Source organism: Sphingomonas sp. SFZ2018-12, assembly GCF_022496715.1.
GTDB lineage: Bacteria > Pseudomonadota > Alphaproteobacteria > Sphingomonadales > Sphingomonadaceae > Sphingomonas.
In genome coordinates this window covers 90,594-108,500 of sequence record NZ_WTFM01000003.1, presented here as the reverse complement: position 1 = coordinate 108,500, position 17,907 = coordinate 90,594, and the positions used below count along the sequence as shown (strand labels likewise).

19 protein-coding genes are annotated in these 17,907 nt (G+C 69.0%); 9 read left to right on the top strand and 10 right to left on the bottom strand.

Annotation, left to right across the window (positions count from 1 at the left end; genetic code table 11):
- The first annotated feature begins 14 nt into the window (after window positions 1-14).
- Entirely contained in the window at window positions 15-218 is a 204-nt protein-coding gene (locus tag GO308_RS13945; RefSeq protein ID WP_066477984.1) for a hypothetical protein, read from the top strand.
- A 109-nt stretch (window positions 219-327) separates the two neighbouring features.
- The gene (locus GO308_RS13940) at window positions 328-1,260 is read left to right on the top strand and encodes a cell wall hydrolase (RefSeq protein ID WP_240885877.1); all 933 of its coding nucleotides are present in this window, start codon (window positions 328-330) and stop codon (window positions 1,258-1,260) included.
- 64 nt (window positions 1,261-1,324) lie between these two features.
- Here the strand turns inward: GO308_RS13940 and GO308_RS13935 are convergent, their stop codons facing one another.
- The 4 genes from GO308_RS13935 to GO308_RS13920 all read right to left on the bottom strand — a co-directional run bounded on the left by GO308_RS13935 (window position 1,325) and on the right by GO308_RS13920 (window position 6,264).
- Window positions 1,325-1,657 (bottom strand): hypothetical protein, encoded by a 333-nt coding sequence (locus GO308_RS13935; RefSeq protein WP_066546473.1) that lies wholly within the window; start codon window positions 1,655-1,657, stop codon window positions 1,325-1,327.
- Between the two features lie 126 nt (window positions 1,658-1,783).
- A complete protein-coding gene (locus tag GO308_RS13930; protein WP_240885876.1) occupies window positions 1,784-3,541 on the bottom strand; it encodes a DUF885 domain-containing protein in 1,758 nt (585 codons plus the stop codon).
- A 208-nt stretch (window positions 3,542-3,749) separates the two neighbouring features.
- Entirely contained in the window at window positions 3,750-5,411 is a 1,662-nt protein-coding gene (gene recN / locus GO308_RS13925) for a DNA repair protein RecN (protein WP_240885875.1), read from the bottom strand.
- 25 nt (window positions 5,412-5,436) lie between these two features.
- A complete protein-coding gene (locus tag GO308_RS13920) occupies window positions 5,437-6,264 on the bottom strand; it encodes an outer membrane protein assembly factor BamD (protein WP_066477670.1) in 828 nt (275 codons plus the stop codon).
- A gap of 167 nt (window positions 6,265-6,431) precedes the next feature.
- Between GO308_RS13920 and GO308_RS13915 the strand changes: the two genes are divergently transcribed.
- Window positions 6,432-7,106, top strand: coding sequence for a DUF4893 domain-containing protein (locus GO308_RS13915; protein WP_066477668.1), 675 nt, complete (start codon window positions 6,432-6,434; stop codon window positions 7,104-7,106).
- Window positions 7,107-7,226: 120 nt separating this feature from the next.
- Window positions 7,227-7,559, top strand: coding sequence for a hypothetical protein (locus GO308_RS13910; protein ID WP_066477658.1), 333 nt, complete (start codon window positions 7,227-7,229; stop codon window positions 7,557-7,559).
- Between the two features lie 106 nt (window positions 7,560-7,665).
- On the opposite strand, the gene GO308_RS13905 is transcribed toward GO308_RS13910, so the two are convergent.
- The 3 genes from GO308_RS13905 to GO308_RS13895 form a co-directional block, all read right to left on the bottom strand.
- Entirely contained in the window at window positions 7,666-9,738 is a 2,073-nt protein-coding gene (locus tag GO308_RS13905) for a S9 family peptidase (protein ID WP_240885874.1), read from the bottom strand.
- Window positions 9,739-10,014: 276 nt separating this feature from the next.
- On the bottom strand, window positions 10,015-10,686 hold the full coding sequence (locus GO308_RS13900; RefSeq protein WP_066477655.1) for a glutathione S-transferase family protein: 672 nt from the start codon (window positions 10,684-10,686) through the stop codon (window positions 10,015-10,017).
- Window positions 10,687-11,027: 341 nt separating this feature from the next.
- Window positions 11,028-11,600, bottom strand: coding sequence for a TlpA family protein disulfide reductase (locus GO308_RS13895; protein ID WP_240885873.1), 573 nt, complete (start codon window positions 11,598-11,600; stop codon window positions 11,028-11,030).
- A 16-nt stretch (window positions 11,601-11,616) separates the two neighbouring features.
- Between GO308_RS13895 and argH the strand changes: the two genes are divergently transcribed.
- The 5 genes from argH to GO308_RS13870 are packed head-to-tail and all read left to right on the top strand — an operon-like array spanning window position 11,617 to window position 16,245.
- Complete coding sequence (gene argH / locus GO308_RS13890; RefSeq protein WP_240885947.1) at window positions 11,617-12,999, top strand: argininosuccinate lyase; 1,383 nt, start codon at window positions 11,617-11,619, stop codon at window positions 12,997-12,999.
- Window positions 12,996-13,241: a hypothetical protein gene (locus tag GO308_RS13885; protein WP_066477651.1), complete on the top strand. Its 246-nt coding sequence runs from the start codon at window positions 12,996-12,998 to the stop codon at window positions 13,239-13,241. The genes argH and GO308_RS13885 overlap by 4 nt, the downstream gene beginning before the upstream one ends.
- A gap of 15 nt (window positions 13,242-13,256) precedes the next feature.
- Window positions 13,257-14,522: a diaminopimelate decarboxylase gene (gene lysA, locus GO308_RS13880; RefSeq protein ID WP_240885872.1), complete on the top strand. Its 1,266-nt coding sequence runs from the start codon at window positions 13,257-13,259 to the stop codon at window positions 14,520-14,522.
- Between the two features lie 5 nt (window positions 14,523-14,527).
- Window positions 14,528-15,289 carry an NAD(P)-dependent oxidoreductase gene (locus GO308_RS13875; RefSeq protein WP_240885871.1) on the top strand — a complete coding sequence of 254 codons (762 nt, stop codon included), beginning with the start codon at window positions 14,528-14,530 and terminating at the stop codon, window positions 15,287-15,289.
- Entirely contained in the window at window positions 15,289-16,245 is a 957-nt protein-coding gene (locus GO308_RS13870) for a CorA family divalent cation transporter (RefSeq protein WP_066548278.1), read from the top strand. The genes GO308_RS13875 and GO308_RS13870 overlap by 1 nt, the downstream gene beginning before the upstream one ends.
- Here GO308_RS13870 and GO308_RS13865 read toward each other — a convergent pair.
- The 3 genes from GO308_RS13865 to GO308_RS13855 all read right to left on the bottom strand — a co-directional run bounded on the left by GO308_RS13865 (window position 16,217) and on the right by GO308_RS13855 (window position 17,906).
- Window positions 16,217-16,822: a response regulator gene (locus GO308_RS13865; protein ID WP_231725972.1), complete on the bottom strand. Its 606-nt coding sequence runs from the start codon at window positions 16,820-16,822 to the stop codon at window positions 16,217-16,219. The genes GO308_RS13870 and GO308_RS13865 overlap by 29 nt on opposite strands.
- 57 nt (window positions 16,823-16,879) lie before the next feature.
- On the bottom strand, window positions 16,880-17,446 hold the full coding sequence (locus tag GO308_RS13860; protein WP_082730851.1) for an NADPH-dependent FMN reductase: 567 nt from the start codon (window positions 17,444-17,446) through the stop codon (window positions 16,880-16,882).
- Window positions 17,447-17,507: 61 nt separating this feature from the next.
- Window positions 17,508-17,906, bottom strand: a complete 399-nt coding sequence (locus GO308_RS13855; protein ID WP_066477646.1) for a flagellar protein FliS — start codon at window positions 17,904-17,906, stop codon at window positions 17,508-17,510.
- Window position 17,907: the final 1 nt, after the last annotated feature.

Sequence of the window (17,907 nt, the reverse complement as noted above, 5' to 3'; positions counted from 1 at the left end):
AAGTGGAGAGGGTGATGGCCGAAGACGAAGAGAGCAACGAGATCGTGGCGGCAGCCAGGAACGCCAAGCGCAGCAAGCAGGCGGCGAACGCGACGACCCCCGAGCCCGCGGATCGCCTCAACTGGCCGCTGACTACGATCGGCATCGGGATCGGCATCGGTTCCGCCGCGCTGGCGGCGGCGCTGCTCTATGCCAATCGCAATCGCGACAAGCACTGACGACGACCCTGCGCGCCCGACAAGGTTACCGCCGGCCGCATCTGTTCCGCCGCGGGACAGGGCGAAAATCGGGGAAGCGCGCGCGGGCGTGATGCGCTAACCGGCCGCGATGCGGCGTCGGCGTCCCTCCACTTCCCAGATCGTGCTCGCGACGCTGTTCGTCGTTCCGGCGAGCATATTCACCGCGCACGCGGCGATCGCATCGTTCGACCAGGTCGCGCGCGCGACGCCCGCAGCCATGGCGGCCCCGGCGGCCCAGCCGGCGCTGGTGGGGCGCGCGATCGTGACGCCCGGCACGACCGGGACGACCGAGCTGCCGGCGCTGCCCGCGGGCGTGGCCCCCGAAGGCGACGCTCGCGCGCCGACCGACGCGACGGTGCGCGCCGCGTCGCCATTCGTGCTCGGCGGATCGACGACCGACCAGGCCCGCGCGCTCGAGTGCCTGACCGCCGCCATCTATTACGAGGCCGCAAGCGAGCCCGACGATGGCCAGCGCGCAGTGGCGCAGGTGGTGTTGAACCGCGTGCGCCATCCCGCCTTTCCCGCGACGGTGTGCGGCGTGGTGTATCAGGGGTCGCAGAACCGGGTGTGCCAGTTCAGCTTTACCTGCGACGGGGCGCTGGCGCGGCGACCGGTGCCCGCCGCCTGGGCGCGCGCGCAGCGGGTTGCGGCGGCGGCGCTCAACGGCGCGGTCTTCGCCCCGGTCGGGCTGGCGACGCATTACCACACCTATGCGGTCACGCCGGCGTGGAACCGGGGACTGGTGATGACCGGCGTATTCGGCGCGCACTTCTTTCACCGGTGGAAGGGCTATTGGGGCACGCCCGCGGCGTTCACCAGCCGCCATGCCGGCGGCGAGCCCGATGTGCGGGGCAGCGCAGCGGTGCGCGCGGGGCTCGACGCGCCGGTCGCCGCGCTGGCGATGCCGCGTGCGGTGCCGGTATCGCCGGCCGACGCGCCCGTGGGCGCGGCGCCGGCCGATCGCCTGCCCGAATCGCAGGTGCGCGACGAATGGCGCGACAGCGGCCGGCCGCTGATCTGAAGCCGCCGATGCAAACGGGCCGCCGCATCGCTGCGACGGCCCGCGCCTTCATCTGGGGTCAGGTTCAGTAGCGACCCTGGCGGTCGTTCTTCTGGATGCGGATGCGCTGCGACAGCCGGTCGAAACGCTGGTCGAGATCGCGGCGCTCGACCCGGTTCAGGCCATTGCCGGAGCGGCGATACTGGCGTTCCAGCACCGTCAGATCGCGAAACTGGGCGCGCAGGCGGCTTGCTTCGGCCCGGTTCAACGCGCCCGAGCGCACGCCCTGGTCGATCCGCCGGTCGAGATTGGCCTGACGCTGGTTGATCGACATCCAGCCCGACTGCGCGCTCGCGGTGGCGGGGACGGCACTGGCGGCGACGCCCAGCGCCGCAATCATCATCGCAATCTTCTTCATGTTCCAACTCCTGAACTGAACCGGCCGGGTGACCGGTTGAGACAGGATATCGGACGCAATTGTCGCACGCGTGTTCCGCCGAACGCGGAAAACTGTCACACCTTGTCGCAGGTCGGGCGGGTTCGTTCAGCTTCGCTGCGTGGCGATCCAGTCGTCGATCTGGCGTTCCAGCACGTCGAGCGGAACCGAACCCTGGCCGACGACCGCGTCGTGAAAGGCGCGCAGGTCGAACCGCGGGCCGAGCGCGGCCTCTGCCTTCGCACGCAGGTCGCGGATCTTGAGCTCGCCCAGTTTGTAGCCCAGCGCCTGGCCCGGCCAGCTGATGTAGCGATTGACCTCGGCATCGATATTGGCGGCCGACAGCGCGGTGTTGTCGGTCATGAAGGCGACCGCCTGTTCCTTGGTCCAGCCCTTGGCATGGATGCCGGTGTCGACGACCAGCCGGCACGCGCGCCACATCTCGTAGCTCAGCCGGCCCATATTCTTTTCCGGCGTGTCATAGAGCTTCATCTCGATGCCCAGCCGCTCGGCATAGAGCCCCCAGCCTTCGGTGAAGGCGGTGAAGAAGGCGAGATATTTGCGCAGCGGCGGCAGGTCGAGTTCCTGTTGCAGCGCGATCTGGTGATGGTGCCCCGGCACGGCCTCATGCAGCGTCAGCGCGGGCAGCTCCCACAACGGCCGCTGGTCGAGCTTGGACGTATTGACGAAGTAGAAGCCCGCCAGCCCGTTCTCGGGACTTCCCGGCCCGTAATAGGCGGTGGTCGTTCCCTCCGCGGTTTCGGCCGGGATCGGCTTGACGCCATAGGGCAGGCGCGGCAGCCGGCCGAAATATTGCGGCATCAGCCCGTCGATGATCTTGGCCTGGCGCGAGCTCGCCGCCAGCAGCTCCTCCGGCGTCGTCCCGTAATATTTGGGGTTGGTGCGCAGTTCGGCGATGAACGCCTCGCGGCTGGCGAAGCCGGCTTCCTTGGCGGTGGCTTCCATCTCCGCGCGGATGCGCGCGACTTCCTTCAGGCCGATGTCGTGGATCTGATCGGGCGTCAGATCGGTCGTCGTCATCTGGCGCACGCGAAAGGCATAGAAGTCGCGGCCGTTGGGCTGCGCCGATACGCCGACCGAACGCGCACAGGCGGGCTGGTAGGCGCGGGTGTAGAAGTCGGCGGCCTTGCGATATTCGGGGTTGAGCGTGCCGGTGATGACGTCGCGGGCGCGCTGCTGCAACGCCGCCCATTCGGTGTCGCTGGCGTCGGCCGGGCGGGGATTCTTGAACGGCGCATAGAAGCGCGACTGGGTGGCATCGGCGGTGATCACCCCGGTCAGCGTCCGTTCGAAATTGGTCAGCGTGACGCAGGGCTGGACATAGCCTTCCTTCACCGCACGCGCGGTGATCGCGATCAGTTCGGCATTCATCGCCGGAAACTTGCCGAGCCGGGTGAGGTAATTGGCGTAATCGGCCTTGCTGCGGAACGACAGGTCTTCGCCCAGGCCGGCCAGCCCCTGCCAGGGCGAGCTGTAGCTGGTGAACAGGATCATCCGCTGGCCGAAGCGGTTGCCCTCGATGTCGTTGCGCAGCAGCCGGCGCAAAATGCCCTTGTTGACGCGCCCCGCCGCATCGAGGCCGGCGTCGGGGATCGCTTCGAGCCGGTCGAGGAAACGCTGTGCGTCGGCGGCGCGGCGATCCTCGGCAGCGAGCGACACGTCGCCCAGTTCGGTGTCATAATCGCGCACGCCGACCGACGAGGCGAGGCGCGGGCTTTCGCGCAGCGCCCATTGCCAATGGTCGTCCAGCAGGGCGACCAGGTCCTCGCTCGGCCCGGCGTGCGCAGCGCCCGCACTCGTTAGCACCAGGGCAATCGCCGCGACCGTCAATTTCAGGTTCCGCATTTCAATGCCCTCCACACCCGCATCCAAGGACCTTCGCCAAAAGCTGAAGTCGGCACAATAGTCCAAACCTGTCGTCACCCCGGCCTTGCGCCGGGGTCCCGCTTCTTCGCGCGTCGGATCAGGCAGCGGGGCCCCGGATCAAGTCCGGGGCGACGAGCGTTTTGGGCTGCCCCTGATTGAATGGACACATGGAGACCGCCGGTCGGCGCTATGCCGCGAGCAGGCGGGTCGCCTGCGCGCGGGCTTCGTCGGTGATTTCCGCGCCCGACAACATCCGGGCGATTTCCTCGCGCCGTTCCGCGTCGTCGAGGGCGTGGACGCCGGTGCGCGTGACGATGCCGTCGTGGCGCTTGGCGATCAGCAGGTGGCGGGCGCCGCGTGCGGCGACCTGCGGGCTGTGCGTCACCACCAGCACCTGCGCGCGCTCCGCCAGCCGCGCCAGCCGGTCGCCGATCGCGCTCGCCACCGCGCCGCCGACGCCACGATCGATCTCGTCGAAAATCAGTGTGCGCGGCGCGCCCTGTTCGGCGAGCGCCACCTTCATCGCCAGGATGAAGCGCGACAATTCGCCGCCCGACGCGATCTTGATGAGCGGGGCGAAGGCCGCGCCCGGGTTGGTCGAGACCTCGAACTCCACCCGGTCGCGGCCCGCGGCGCTGCCCTGTTCGGAGGGCAGGGGCTCGACATGGGTACGAAAGCGCGCGGCGTCGAGCTTGAGCGGGGCGAGCTCGGCGGCGACCGCCGCGTCGAGCCGCGCCGCTGCATCGCGCCGCGCCGCCGACAGTGCGGTGGCGGCGTCGGCATAGGTATCCGCCGCCGCCGCCGCAGCGCGTTCGAGCGCCGCCAGCCCCGCGCTGCCCGCGGTCATCCGCTCCAGCCGCGCGCCCATCTCTTCGGCCAGCGCGGCGAGATCGTCGGGCTGAACCCGGTGCTTGCGCGCCAGTCCGCGCAGCTCGAACAACCGCGCCTCGTCGGCCTCGAGCGCGGCGGGATCGAAGGCGAGCGCCTCGCCAGCGACGTCGACCTGGTCCTGTGCGGCCCCGGCCTCGATCAGCGCGCGGTCGATCGCCGCCAGGGCTTCGGCGAGCGCGCCATGATCGTCGGCGACGCGTTCGAGGATGCGCGCGGCCTGGCGCAGCCGCGACAGCGCGCCGTCCGCCCCGTCGATCAGCCCGGCAATCGCCTGCAGCTCGCCCGCCACCCGCTCGCCGCGCTGCATCGCGGCGCGCCGTTCGGCCAGCGTCGCTTCCTCGCCCGGTTCGGGCGCGAGCGCGCGCAGTTCGCCGACGGCATGTTCCAGCCATTCGCGGTCGCGCTCGGCACTGGCCTGGTCGTCGCGCGCGGTCGCCAGCCGTGCCTCGGCCTCCTGCCACGCGCGCCATGCCGCCGCGACCGGCGCGGTGTCGAGCGCGCCGAACGCGTCGAGCAGCGCGCGGTGGCCGCGTGGATTGAGCAGCCCGCGATCGTCATGCTGGCCGTGGATCTCGACGAGCAGCGCGCCGAGTTCGCGCAGCAGTCCGGCAGATGCGGGCTGATCGTTGACGAAGGCGCGGCTGCCGCCGTCGGCCTTGACGATGCGGCGAATGATCAGTGGCTCGCCGGCCTCGACCTCCAGCCCGTTTTCGTTGAGCAGCGCCCACAATGCGTTGCTGGGCGCGGGGGGCGAAAAGCACGCGGTCACCGCCGCCTGCGCCGCGCCTTCGCGCACCAGGCCGGTGTCGCCGCGCGCGCCGAGCGCAAGTCCCAGCGCGTCGAGCAGGATCGACTTGCCCGCGCCCGTTTCCCCCGTCAGCACGCCCAGCCCGGCGTCGAATTCGAGGTCGAGCGCCTCGATCAGCACTATGTCGCGGATCGCCAGCGCGGTCAGCATCTGCCGGCCTCCTGACCGGTGCGGCTCAGCTCGCCGCCGGTGTGGCGGGGGCTGCCGGCGCGGCGGTCGCGGGCGCGTGCTTCTGGATCAGCGCATAGGCGCGCTCATACCATTTCGAGCCGGGATAGTTGGCGCCGAGCACCGCTGCCGACTTGCGTGCTTCGTCCGGCACGCCCAGCGCCAGATAGCTCTCGGTCAACCGCATCAGCGCCTCGGGCGTGTGCGTCGTCGTCTGATATCGGTCGATGACGGTGCGGAAGCGCAGCGACGCCGCGAGCCACTGGCCGCGCTGCTGATAGAAGCGGCCGACCTCCATCTCCTTGCCCGCCAGATGGTCGCGCACCAGATCGACCTTAAGCCGCGCATCGGCGGCATAGCGGCTGTTGGGGTAGCGGCGGGTCAGTTCGCCCAGCGCCCCCTGGGCCTGATCGGTGATTTTCTGGTCGCGCGAGACGTCCGAAATCTGCTCATAATAGCTGAGCGCGATCAGGTAATAGGCGTAAGGGGCGTCGCGGTTGCCGGGGTGGACCGCCAGGAAGCGCTGCGAACCCTGGATCGCCTTGGTATAGTCGCGGTCCAGATAATAGCTGAACGCGCCCATCAGCTGCGCGCGGCGCGCCCAGACGGAATAGGGGTGCTGGCGCTCGACCTCGTCGAACAGCGCGGCCGCGACCTTGTACTGGCCGCTGTCCAGCCGCTGCTTGGCGGCGGTGTAGAGCGTGCCGACGTCGCGCGCGACATAGGCGGTGTCGGCCCCGCGCTTGGGACCGGTCAGGCCCGCACAGGCGCTGAGGCCCAGCGCGGAAATGGCGATGATGCCGCAACGGGCGACGCGGGACAGGCGGATTTGCATGGACGGTTAGTAGCGGAGCAGGGCCATGGCGAACAATCCCAAAATCAACGCGGACAACCCGCGCATTTCCGCCGCGCCGCAAAAAATTTACGCTTTGTTAACGATTTCGGGTTCATGGTTTCTTTACGGATTGACGCCCCTTGGCCACTCGGTGGAGACGTCGTTTCATGTATCTCGTGCGTGTTGTCGTGATCGCCCTTTTGTGCGGGGTAATGTCGGGCGGGTGCGCAACGTCGCAGCCGACGGCGACCGTGCAGGTCGCGCCGACCGTCCCAATTCCGGGCCCCGAAGAAAAATGGCGCGAGATCGCGCTGAGCGACGACGCCCAGACGCTCGATTCGATTGACCAACGCTGGCAGCAGGCGCTCGCGACGCTTGGTCCCACGACGCGAAAGTCGGCGGAGGCCGAAGGCGCGCTGCTCGATCCGGCGGCCGCGCTCGACCATCCCGCGCCGACGCCGGGTTCGTACAAATGCCGGGTGGTGCGCCTGCAGATGGACGAACGCCCGGCCCGTCGCCTGCGCGCCTATCCCGAGTTCTTCTGTTACATCCGCGCGGAGGGCGATCAGCTGACCTTCCTCAAGCAGACGGGGACCGACCTGCCTGCGGGGTGGCTGTTTCCCGGTGGACCCCGGCGCATCGTGTTCCTTGGCGCGCAGCAGGACGAACCCGGCGAGGGCAAGCTCGGTTACGGAGTCGAACGCGCGCGCGACCGGGCGGGCGTGATCGAGCGGATCGGTCCCTTCCGCTGGCGGCTCGCGATGGCGGTGACCGGCGATGCGCAGCGCTTCGACATCTACGAATTTCGTCCGGTGCCGTCCGACGCGCAGCCCGAAGTCTGATTTTCCCTGCCCGCTTTCAGCTGAACCCAGCCTGTCGCGCGCGTAATGTGCGGTTCATGCAACGGGGCTGATCCTCCAGGCGTTGGGCCGCTCAGGTCCAATCAATGGAGGAAAAGACCGATGTTGAAGCCGATCACGGGCGCCATCGCCGCCGCCGCCGCGTTCGCCGCTGTCCCTGCCATGGCCGGGCACGACCGCTATGCGCATATCTTCAACGACTCCAATTCGCACTATCTCGACTACAAGACCTCGATCTCCGAGGCGAAGCGCGAGCTGCGCAAGGATCTGGAGGATGCGGACAGCGAATCCGACCGGGTCGAGGCCTATGCCGAATATGAGCGCGAGGTCGCCGACGCCGATTATGATTTCCGCAAGGAAATGGCCGAGCGTGGCGTCAAGCTGCGGCGCGGCGAGGTGACGGTGCTGGAGGACGTGGCGGCCATCCGCCGCTGAGGCCCGTGACGTCGCCCCGGCGCAGGCCGGGGCCGTTGGCAGAATGCGCGCACCTGTAGCCAGCGGCCCCGGCCTGCGCCGGGGCGACGCGCTTATCGGCTGTCCGTCAATTCGCCAGTCCGAGCTGCCACAGCACGAAGGCGTTTTCCTCGGCCGCTTCCTTGAGCGATTCCCAGCGGCCCGACTTGCCGCCATGGCCCGCGCCCATGTTGGTCTTGAGCACCAGGACATGGTCGTCGGTCTTGGTCGCGCGCAGCTTGGCCGCCCATTTCGCAGGCTCCCAATAGGTCACGCGCGGGTCGTTGAGACCGCCCGAAATGAACATCGGCGGATAGGCCTGTGCGCGGACATTGTCGTAGGGTGAGTAACCCCGGATCAGCTCGAACGCGGCCTTGTCCTCGATGGGATTGCCCCATTCGGGCCATTCGCCCGGCGTCAGCGGCAGTGTCTCGTCCAGCATGGTGTTGAGCACGTCGACGAACGGCACGTCGGCGACGACGACGCCCCACAGGTCGGGGTCGGAATTGACCACCGCGCCCATCAGTTCGCCGCCCGCCGACCGCCCCGCGATCGCGATCTGACCCGCGCTCGTATAGCCAAGGTCGATCAGCCCCTTCGCGACATCGACGAAGTCGTTGAAGGTGTTGGCCCGCTTTTCCAGCTTGCCGTCCAGATACCATTGCTGGCCGAGATCGTCGCCGCCGCGGATATGCGCGATGGCGAAGGCGACCCCGCGATCGAGGAAGCTCAGCCGTGAGGTCGAAAAGCCCGGCGGGATGGCATAGCCATAGGCGCCATAGGCATAGAGATAGAGCCTGCCGGTGCCGTCGCGCGGGAAATCGCGTGGGAACACGATCGACACCGGCACCTGCGTCCCGTCGCGCGCGGCGATCTTGAGCCGCTCCGTCGCATAACGGCTGGCGTCATAGCCGCTCGGGATTTCCTGGACCTTGAGGACCTCGAGCCGCCCGTCGGCGAGGTGATAGTCATAGACGGTGCCCGGCGTGACCATCGATTCATAGCCGATGCGCAAGCGGTCGATGGCATATTCGGGATTGTCGCCCAGCCCGGCGACATGGCTCGCCTCCGCAAACTCGATCGGAGTCGGCGTGCCGCCCTCATAGCGGTGGATCTCGATCGTATCGATGCCGTCGCGCCGGCCCTCGACCACGAAAAAGTCGGCGAAGGTGGTGACGCCGGTCATGTAGAAACCGGCCGACGGCGCGATCCGCTCGACCCACTCGGCCGGTGCGTCGATGCTGGCGGTCACCAGCCGGAAATTGGGGTGGGTGTCGTTGGTGTGGATGAACAAGGTGCCGTCATGTTCGTCGACATCATATTCGCGGCCGGGCAGGCGCGGCGCGACCAGGATCGGTTCGGCCAGCACATTGTCGGCGGGCAGCAGCCTCACTTCGCTGGTGACATGGTCGCCGGTCGAGATGATGATCCACTTGCGCGACTGGGTCTCGCCGACGCCGACGCGATAGCCTTCGTCGGCCTCGCGATAGAGCTCGATATCCGCTTCGATGGGCGTGCCGATGCGGTGCAGCCGGGCGTTGTCGGTGCGCCATTGCGCGTTGGCGACGCCATAGAGGAACGCGCGCGAGTCTGCCGTCCAGACGATGTCGGACAACATGCCGGGGATGGTGTCGGGCAGCAATTCGCCGGTGGTCAGATCCTTGACCTTGACCTCGAACCGCTCCGACCCGTTGGTGTCGGTGGCATAGGCGAGCAGGCGTCCATCCGGGCTGACCGAAATCTCGCCCAGCCGGAAATATTCCAGGCCTTGCGCGAGTGCGGGTTCGTCGAGGATCAACTGCGCCTCGCCACCCGCGACCGGCTTGCGCCACCAGCGGCGATACTCGCCGCCCTCCTCGAAATCGGTCCAGTACAGCCAGTCGCCGTCCTTTTGCGGCACGGTTGCCTCGTCTTCCTTGATCCGCCCGCGCATCTCGGTGAACAGCGTGTCGGCGAGCGGCTTCAAGGGCGCCATCACCTGCTCGAAATAGGCATTCTCCGCCTCGAGATAGCCGAGCACGTCCGGGTCGGTGACGTCCGGGTATTTCGGGTCCTTCAGCCACGCCCAGGGATCATCGATGGCGATGCCGTGGCGTTCAAAGCGGTGCGGACGCTGCGGGGCGACGGGCGGGGTGAGGGGCGGCTTGGCGTGTTCGTTCATCCCCTAGCCCCTAGCGGGATGTGCGGTGGGTCGTCGAGGGGGGGCTCAATACGAGCCGAAGCCTCTCCACTCCGTCACCCCGGCCTCGTGCCGGGGTCCACCACCCCGCGAAGCACACCGCAAGCCAATTGAGGCCGGGGCCGGGTTGCAAGGCGTGTCATCACGCGATGATCTGGTGCCAGCACGTGTGGCGCGGTGGACCCCGGCACAAGGCCGGGGTGACGATCAAATTAAATGGTCAGTCAGCCGCTCGACAGACTAGCCTAAACCCACCCCTCACAAATCCAGCTTCTCGTAATCCGCCGGCGGGGTGATCCCTTCCATCCGTTCGGACAGCAGCGGGCGGAAGCTGGGGCGGCTTTTCATCACCATGTACCAGCGTTTCGCCTGTTCATGGCTCTTCCAGTCGATGCCGCCCAGATAGTCGGCGACCGAGATGTGCGCGGCGGCGGCCAGGTCGGCGAGGCTCATCGTCGAACCGGCCAGCCAGGTGCGGTGATCGAGCAGATAGTCGATATAGTCGAGATGCTGGACCGCCGCTTTCATCGCATCGCGCAGCACGCGCGCGTCGGGGCTCATGCGGTGGACGATGCGCTTTTCCATGCGTTCGACCAGCAGCGGCCCGGTGATGTCGCGAAAGAACTGCGTGTCGAACCATGCGACCAGCCGGCGGATTTCGGCGCGGTCGATCGCGGTGCCGTTGATCAGCGCGTTGCGATCGATCGTTTCCTCGAAAAACTCGCAGATCGCGGCGGAATCGATCAGCACGATCTGGCGTTCGGTGTCGACCATCACCGGCGTCTGGCCGGCGGGATTGAGGTCGAGGAACTCGTCGCGGCGCAGCCAGGGGGATTCCCGCACCGGATCATAGCCGACGCCCTTTTCACCGAGCAGCAGGCGCACCTTGCGCGAAAAGGGGCAGAGCGGGAATTGAAGCAGCATCCACATCGCACCGTCCTTAACCGGCGCAACCGGGCGGGGGAAGCGGTGTAGGAAACAGAGCGCAACAGAAGCGAATTGTCGTGCGGTGCTCGCCTTTCTGCGCCGTGGCTCAGGGCAGCGGGACCCCGGGTCAAGCCCGGGGTGACGATGCTACCTGCAAGCGCGCCTATCCCGCCTCGTCACCCCGGCCTTGTGCTGGGGTCCACCGCGCGACCCGAACGGCTTCATCATCGGCGCGCTCCCTTTGCCCCGCGCATTGGCTCGGCGCCAACCGGCGAGCGACGGCGCTTTGCGGCACCGTGGACCCCGGCACAGGGCCGGGGTGACGATTAGACTTGCAAGTGTGCTCAGCTTGCTTCGGCGATCAGCCTGGCCGCTTCCGCGCCGGCCCAGTCCATGCCGCCCGCCACGCGCCACACTTCGCGGCCCTGCGCGTCGTAGAGGATCGTCGTCGGCAGATTGGCCTGCATAGTGGTGCTGAACTGGAGGTCGGGCTCCAGCCACGGCTCCAGCTTCTTGAACCCGCGCGCCGCGAAGAACGGCGTCACCTTCGCCGCGCCGTCCAGGTCCTGGCTGATCGTCAGCACACGAAGCCTGTCGCCTTCGCGCACCGCCAGCGCATCCAGCGTCGGCATTTCGGCGATGCACGGCGCGCACCATGTCGCCCACAAATTGACGAGCACCGGCGTGCCGCTGAATGCCGCGATCGTCGCCTTGCGCCCGTCGGGCGTGGCGAAGGCGAAATCGGGCGCGGCCTCGCCCTTGTGACTGCGATCGAGCTTGCCGGTCGCGGCGGGCGCGGCGGCTTGCGTGATGTTGCCGGCGGGGTCCCCGGCTGCTTGCTCCGCGCCCGGCGATTGCCTATCGCAGCCGCCGGACACGAGCGCGAGCAACAGGAGAGGCGCGATCACTGGGCGCATGACAGGCTCCAATCAGATGTGGGGCGGGCGTTTCGACGAAGGCCCGTCGGCCGTGATGCGCGAGATAAATGCCTCCATCCCGTTCGACAAGCGAATGTGGCGGCAGGACATCGCGGGATCGAAGGCGCATGTCGCGATGCTGGGCGCGCGCGGGATCATCGATGCGGGCGACGCCGCGACGATTGCGGCCGGGCTGGATGCGGTGGCGGCGGATTATGCCCGCGACGGCATCGCCGACGACCTGACGCTAGAGGACATCCACATGCTGACCGAGGCGCGGCTGGCGGAAAAGATCGGCCCGGTCGCCGGGCGGCTGCACACCGCGCGCAGTCGCAACGACCAGGTCGCGACCGATTTCCGGCTGTGGGTGCGCGACGCGATCGACGCGGTCGACCAGGGGTTGGGCGCGCTGCAGGACGCGCTGATCGCGCGCGCGGGCGAGCATGCCGACAGCGTGATGCCGGGCTTCACCCACCTGCAGTCCGCGCAGCCGGTGACGCTGGGCCATCACCTGATGGCCTATCACGCCATGCTGGCGCGCGACCGCAGCCGATTTGCCGATGCGCGCGTGCGGATGAACCGCTGTCCGCTGGGCAGCGCGGCGCTGGCGGGCACGGGCTTTCCGATCGATCGCGAGATGACCGCGCAGGCGCTGGGCTTTGACGCGCCGACCGAAAACTCGCTCGATTCGGTATCGGACCGCGACTTCGCGCTCGATTACCTGATGGCGGCGGCGCAATGTTCGCTGCACCTCAGCCGGCTGGCGGAGGAGTTCGTGATCTGGGCGAGCCAGCCCTTCGGCTTTGTCGCGCTGTCCGACCAATGGTCGACGGGCAGCTCGATCATGCCGCAAAAGCGCAACCCCGACGCGGCCGAGCTGGTACGCGGGCACGCCGGGCGCATCGTCGGCGCGCTGACCGCGCTGATGGTGACGATGAAGGGGCTGCCGCTCGCCTATTCAAAGGACATGCAGGACGACAAGCCGCCGGTATTCGAGGCGCACGACCTGCTCGCGCTCAGCATCGCGGCGATGACCGGGATGGTGGCGAGCGCCACCTTCCGCACCGACCGGATGCGCGCGCTGGCGATGAGCGGCTATGCGACCGCGACCGATCTGGCCGACTGGCTGGTGCGCGAAGCCGGCGTGCCGTTCCGCGAGGCGCATCACATTACCGGGCGTGCGGTGGCGCGTGCGGAAGCCGATGGCGTGCGGCTCGACGAGCTGTCGCTCGATGCCTTGCAGGCGATTGACCCGCGGATTGACGCGCGGGTCTATGACGTGCTCAGCGTCGACGCGTCGGTCGCCAGCCGCACCAGCCCGGGCGGCACCGCGCCCGAACGGGTACGCGCGGCGGTGGCGGCGGCGCGCGCGGCGCGCGAGCAGGAGACGGCGCGATGATGCGGATGGCGATGCTGCTGGGTCTGTGTGCGCTGGCGCTCAGCGGGTGCGGTGCCCGGCGTGACTTGCGCCCGCAACAGGGCGAAAGCCTGCCGGTTGCACCCTATGGCGCGACCGCGACGCCGAAATCGCGCGACCTGCTGGCGCCGACGCCGCAACAGCGCCCGCAGCGCAGCGACGAATTGCTGCGCGATTCGGTCGAGCGCGCGCCCGATCCGTTCGAATTGCCGCCCACCCGCTAGCCCCGCCGGAGCCCGATGGACCATTTCACCTATCGCGACGGCGTGCTCCACGTCGAGGACGTGCCGCTGCCGCGCATTGCCGCCGAAGTCGGCACGCCCGTCTATGTCTATTCGCAGGCGACGTTCGAGCGCCATGCCCGCGTGTTCCGCGCGGGGCTGGCGGGGCTCGACCGCACGCACCTGGCGTTCGCGGTCAAGGCCAATCCCAATCTGGGCGTGCTCAAGGTGCTGGCGCGCGAAGGCTATGGCGCCGATGTCGTGTCGGTCGGTGAGATGTGGCGCGCGATCGCCGGGGGCATCGCGCCCGCCGACATCGTGTTCTCCGGCGTCGGCAAGCGCCGCGACGAGCTGGAGGCCGCGCTGGATGCCGGGATCGGCCAGTTCAATATCGAGCATGAGGCCGAGGGCGTGGCGCTGGCAGAGATCGCCGCGGCGCGCGGCGTGCGCGCGCCCGCGACGATACGCGTCAATCCCGATGTCGATGCCGGCACCCACGCCAAGATCTCCACCGGGCGCAAGGAAAACAAGTTCGGCATCGATATCGACCAGGCCCCGGGCGTGTTCGCGCGGCTGTCGGCGCTGCCAGGCCTGAACCTGCGCGGCGTAGCCACGCATATCGGCAGTCAGCTCGGCCGGCTGGAGCCGCTGGAAAGCGCCTATGTCCGCATGGGCCAGCTGGTCGCCGATCTGCGCGGGGCCGGTCATGCAATCAGCCATGTCGACCTGGGCGGCGGGCTGGGCGTGCCCTATCGCCCCGGCGACGTCATGCCGACGCCGGCCGAGTTCGGGGCGATGGTCGCGCGGGTGACGCGCGGCTGGGACGTGACGCTGATGTTCGAGCCCGGCCGGGTGATCGCGGGCAATGCCGGGGTGCTGCTGACGGAGGTGCTGTGGGTCAAGCCCGGTGCGGTCAACCCCTATGTCATCGTCGACGCGGCGATGAACGACCTGATGCGCCCGGCGCTGTATGATGCCTATCACGATTTCGTCGCGGTCCGGCCAAGCGGTGAGCGGATGATCGCCAATATTGCCGGCCCGGTCTGCGAAAGCGGCGATACGTTCGGCATGGGGCGCGACATCGACCGGGTCGCGCCGGGTGACCTGGCGATCTTTCGCACCGCCGGGGCCTATGGCGCGACGATGGCGTCGACCTATAACAGCCGCGCGCTGGTGCCCGAGGTGCTGGTGTCGGGCGACCGCTACGCCGTCGTGGCCGACCGCATCCCGCCCGAACGGATGATCGCGGCCGAACGCGTGCCCGACTGGCTCCAGGACGCCTGAACCCGATGCGATCAGGCCTGCCCATCCTGATGCGGGTGGCCGGACGGCCCGTCATCCTGCTGGGCGAGGGCGAGGCCGCCGAGGCCAAGCGCCGATTGCTCGAACGTGCCGGTGCGCGGATCGTGGGCGAGGACGACGGCGGCGCGGCGCGGCTGGCAATCATCGCGATCGCCGATGACGGCGATGCGCGGGCGGCGATCGATCGGCTGCGCGCGCGCGGCGTGCTGATCAACGCGGTCGACCGCCCCGATCAGTGCGATTTCACGCTGCCGGCCATCGTCGACCGCGATCCGGTGCTGGTCGCAGTGTCGACGGGCGGTGTCTCTGCCGGCCTGGCGGCGGCGCTGCGCCAGCGGCTCGAGCTGCTGCTGCCCGCGCGGCTGGGCGATCTGGCGCAGTGGCTGGGCGCGGCGCGTGACCGGTTCGCGAGCACCGCCGAGCGTCGCCGGGCGATCGCCGACGCGCTGAGCGCCGGGGGGGCACTCGATCCGCTCGCGCCGGTCGGCCGGGCACAATTCGACCGGTGGCTTGCCGAGCCCCATGCCCCGGTCGCCGCCTTTCACGCGATCCGGCTGCGCAGCGACGATCCCGACGACCTGACGCTGCGCGAGGCGCGCTGGCTGGCCGCCGCTGATCGCGTCACCCACCGCCCGGGGGTCGCCGCCGCCATTCTGGACCGCGCCCGCGCGGATGCGGAGCGGATCGCGTGCGCCGCGCCGCCGGCCGATCCGGGACCGGGTGTGACCATAGACGTGGAGCGCGGCTGATGGCGGGCTATGCCTATATTGTCGGCGATGCCGAGGTGACCAAAGCAACCCCCGATGCGGCGATCGTGGCGAGCGGCAAGCTGGTGTGGATCCACCTGCACGAGACGACTCAGGCGGCGCGCGACTGGCTGATCAACGTGGCGAAGCTGTCCGAGCTCGCCGCGGATGCGCTGACCGCCACCGAGACGCGGCCGCGCTGCGACGCGCTGGGCGAGGCGGCGCTCGTCAACCTGCGCGGGCTGTCGACGTCGACCGACATGACGATGTCCGACCCGCTCGCGTCGATCCGGATCCATGCGCAGGGCACGCGCGTCCTGTCGGTCTGTCGTCTGCCGCTCAATGCGCTCGGCCCGGTCTGCGCGCGCGTTGCCGCCGGGGAGGTGCGCGATGCCGGCGACCTGATCGCCGAGATCGCGGTCGCGATCACCGAGGAACTGGACCCCGTGATCGCCGAACTGGGCGACGACCTCGACGATTGCGAGGAGATGCTGGACGCGCGCAAGGTCTTCGCGCTGCGCCGCGCGGTCAGCTCCGCGCGGGTGCAGGCGATCGGCTATCGCCGCTTCCTCAACCCGCAGCGGGTGGCGATCGAGAAGCTGTCGCTGCTCCCCTTCAGCTGGCTGGAGGAGGAAGACCGGCTGCACCTCAACGCCGCCGCCGATCGCGCCGCGCGCATGGCCGAGGAGCTGGAGGCGATTCGCGAACGCGCGGCGCTGCTCCACGAAACGCTGACCGACCTGCGCGCCGAGCTGATCGATCAGCGCGCGCTGGCGATTTCGGTGGTGGCGATCGTGTTCCTGCCGCTGACCTTTCTGACCGGGCTGCTCGGCATGAACGTCGACGGCATCCCCTATGCGCATGAACCCTGGGCGTTCTGGGGCGTGGTGGCGGCGTCGACTTTGGTGGCGCTCGCCACCTTCGGCTATTTCATTCGTCGCCGCTGGTTCGAGCAGTAAGCGTCTGGACGTGGCGGTTGAGCGCCTCCAGCGAGGCGGCGAGCCGGTCACGGTCGCCGCGCACTGCGGCCAGACGGTCGCGGGCTTCGCCCAGTTCGATCGCGCGGTCGGCGATCCGCGCGTCGAGTGCGGCGTTGGCCCGTTTGAGCTCGTTGAGACGGGCGGCGCGATGCAGCAGCCGCTCCATCCGCGTCGTCAGCATCTCGAAATCGATCGGGACCGTGGCGACATCATCGGCACCGATCGCCATGGCCTGACGCGCGATTGCCGGATCGGTGTACGCCGTCACGATCATGACGGGCAGGTCGACGGTCTCGGTCGAGGCGCGCAGTTCGGCCAGCACCTGAAGCCCCGACATTTCGGGCATCACGACATCGAGCAGGAGCAGGTCGAAGCGGCAGCCGGCGATCAGGTCGAGCGCGTCGGCGCCGCGATCGCACAGCACGACGGCATAGCCGGCCTGGCTGAGCCGTTCGCCCATCGCATTCAGGCCGGTCCGGCTGTCGTCGACGACCAGCACCGAGGCGGTGGGGCGGGCGCCCCGCATGGCCGGGCTGATGCGCGTCAGCTGAGTCATTATCGTATCCGTCGCGATAGGAAGCTCGCAGCCTAGCGGCGGACCTTCACGATTTGGTTAAGCCGATGGCGCGGACCCGCCCGGCAGCCGCCGCTGCGCGAAGTCGAGCATCTGCCCGACCATGATCTCGATGCCCGGCATCGCGCCGGTCAGGTCGCGGCCCGATTCGACCGTGTTGATCGCGATGCCCATCGGCGTCGGCCAGCCGCGCAGCGCGTGGACGACGGTGCGCAGCGCCTGAAGCGTCGACACCGCCGCTTGCCAGCCTGCCGCGGTGGCGACGATCCCGACCGGCAGGCCGTCGAAATACGGGCGCGCATCGTCGCGGGTCAGCTCGACGTGGTCGAGCGCGTTCTTGACCAGCCCCGACAGCGTGCCGTGATAGCCGGGCGATCCGATGAGGATGCCGTCCGCCGAGCGGATCGTCGCGACGAACCGGACGATCGCCGGGCTATCGCTCGCGGCTTCGGGATCGAAGGCGGGGAAATCGATGGCATCGGCGGTGAGCAGCGTGGTGCGCGCGCCGCTGCGCGCGGCGACGTCGAGCGCAGCGGAAAGCGCGCGGGCGGTGCTCGAATCCGAACGAAGCGTCCCGCCGATCGCGACGATATGGGGCGTGGTCATCGGCAAGGCGCTAGCCGAAAGCCGCGCCGACCGCCAGAGCCGCGCGGTGGCGCGAAGCCGCTCAGGCCGCGCGCAGGCTCGCCCAGGCGCCGGAGATTTCGGCCAGGTCGTCGGCGGCGCGGCGGAAGGGGGCGGGATCGGTGCCCAGGCTGGCCGACACGATGTCGCCGCGCATGCCGCGATAGAGCGTGGCGAGCGTATCCGCGACGCCGCCGCCGCGCTCAAAATCCAGCCCGTTTTCGAGTGCGAACAGAATGGCGACAGCGCGGGTCACGCGCTCGCTTTTCAGCGCCAGCTTCTGGTTTTCCGCAGCCCACGCCGCCGTGCGCAGGGCGCGGATCAGCTCTTCGTACAGCAGTCCGACCAGCCCGTGGCTGTCCGAGCCGCCGACGCGCCCCGCGAGGTCGACCGCGCGATATGTGGCTTCGGGATTGCTGAGGACCGTCGCGTAGCGTGCCATG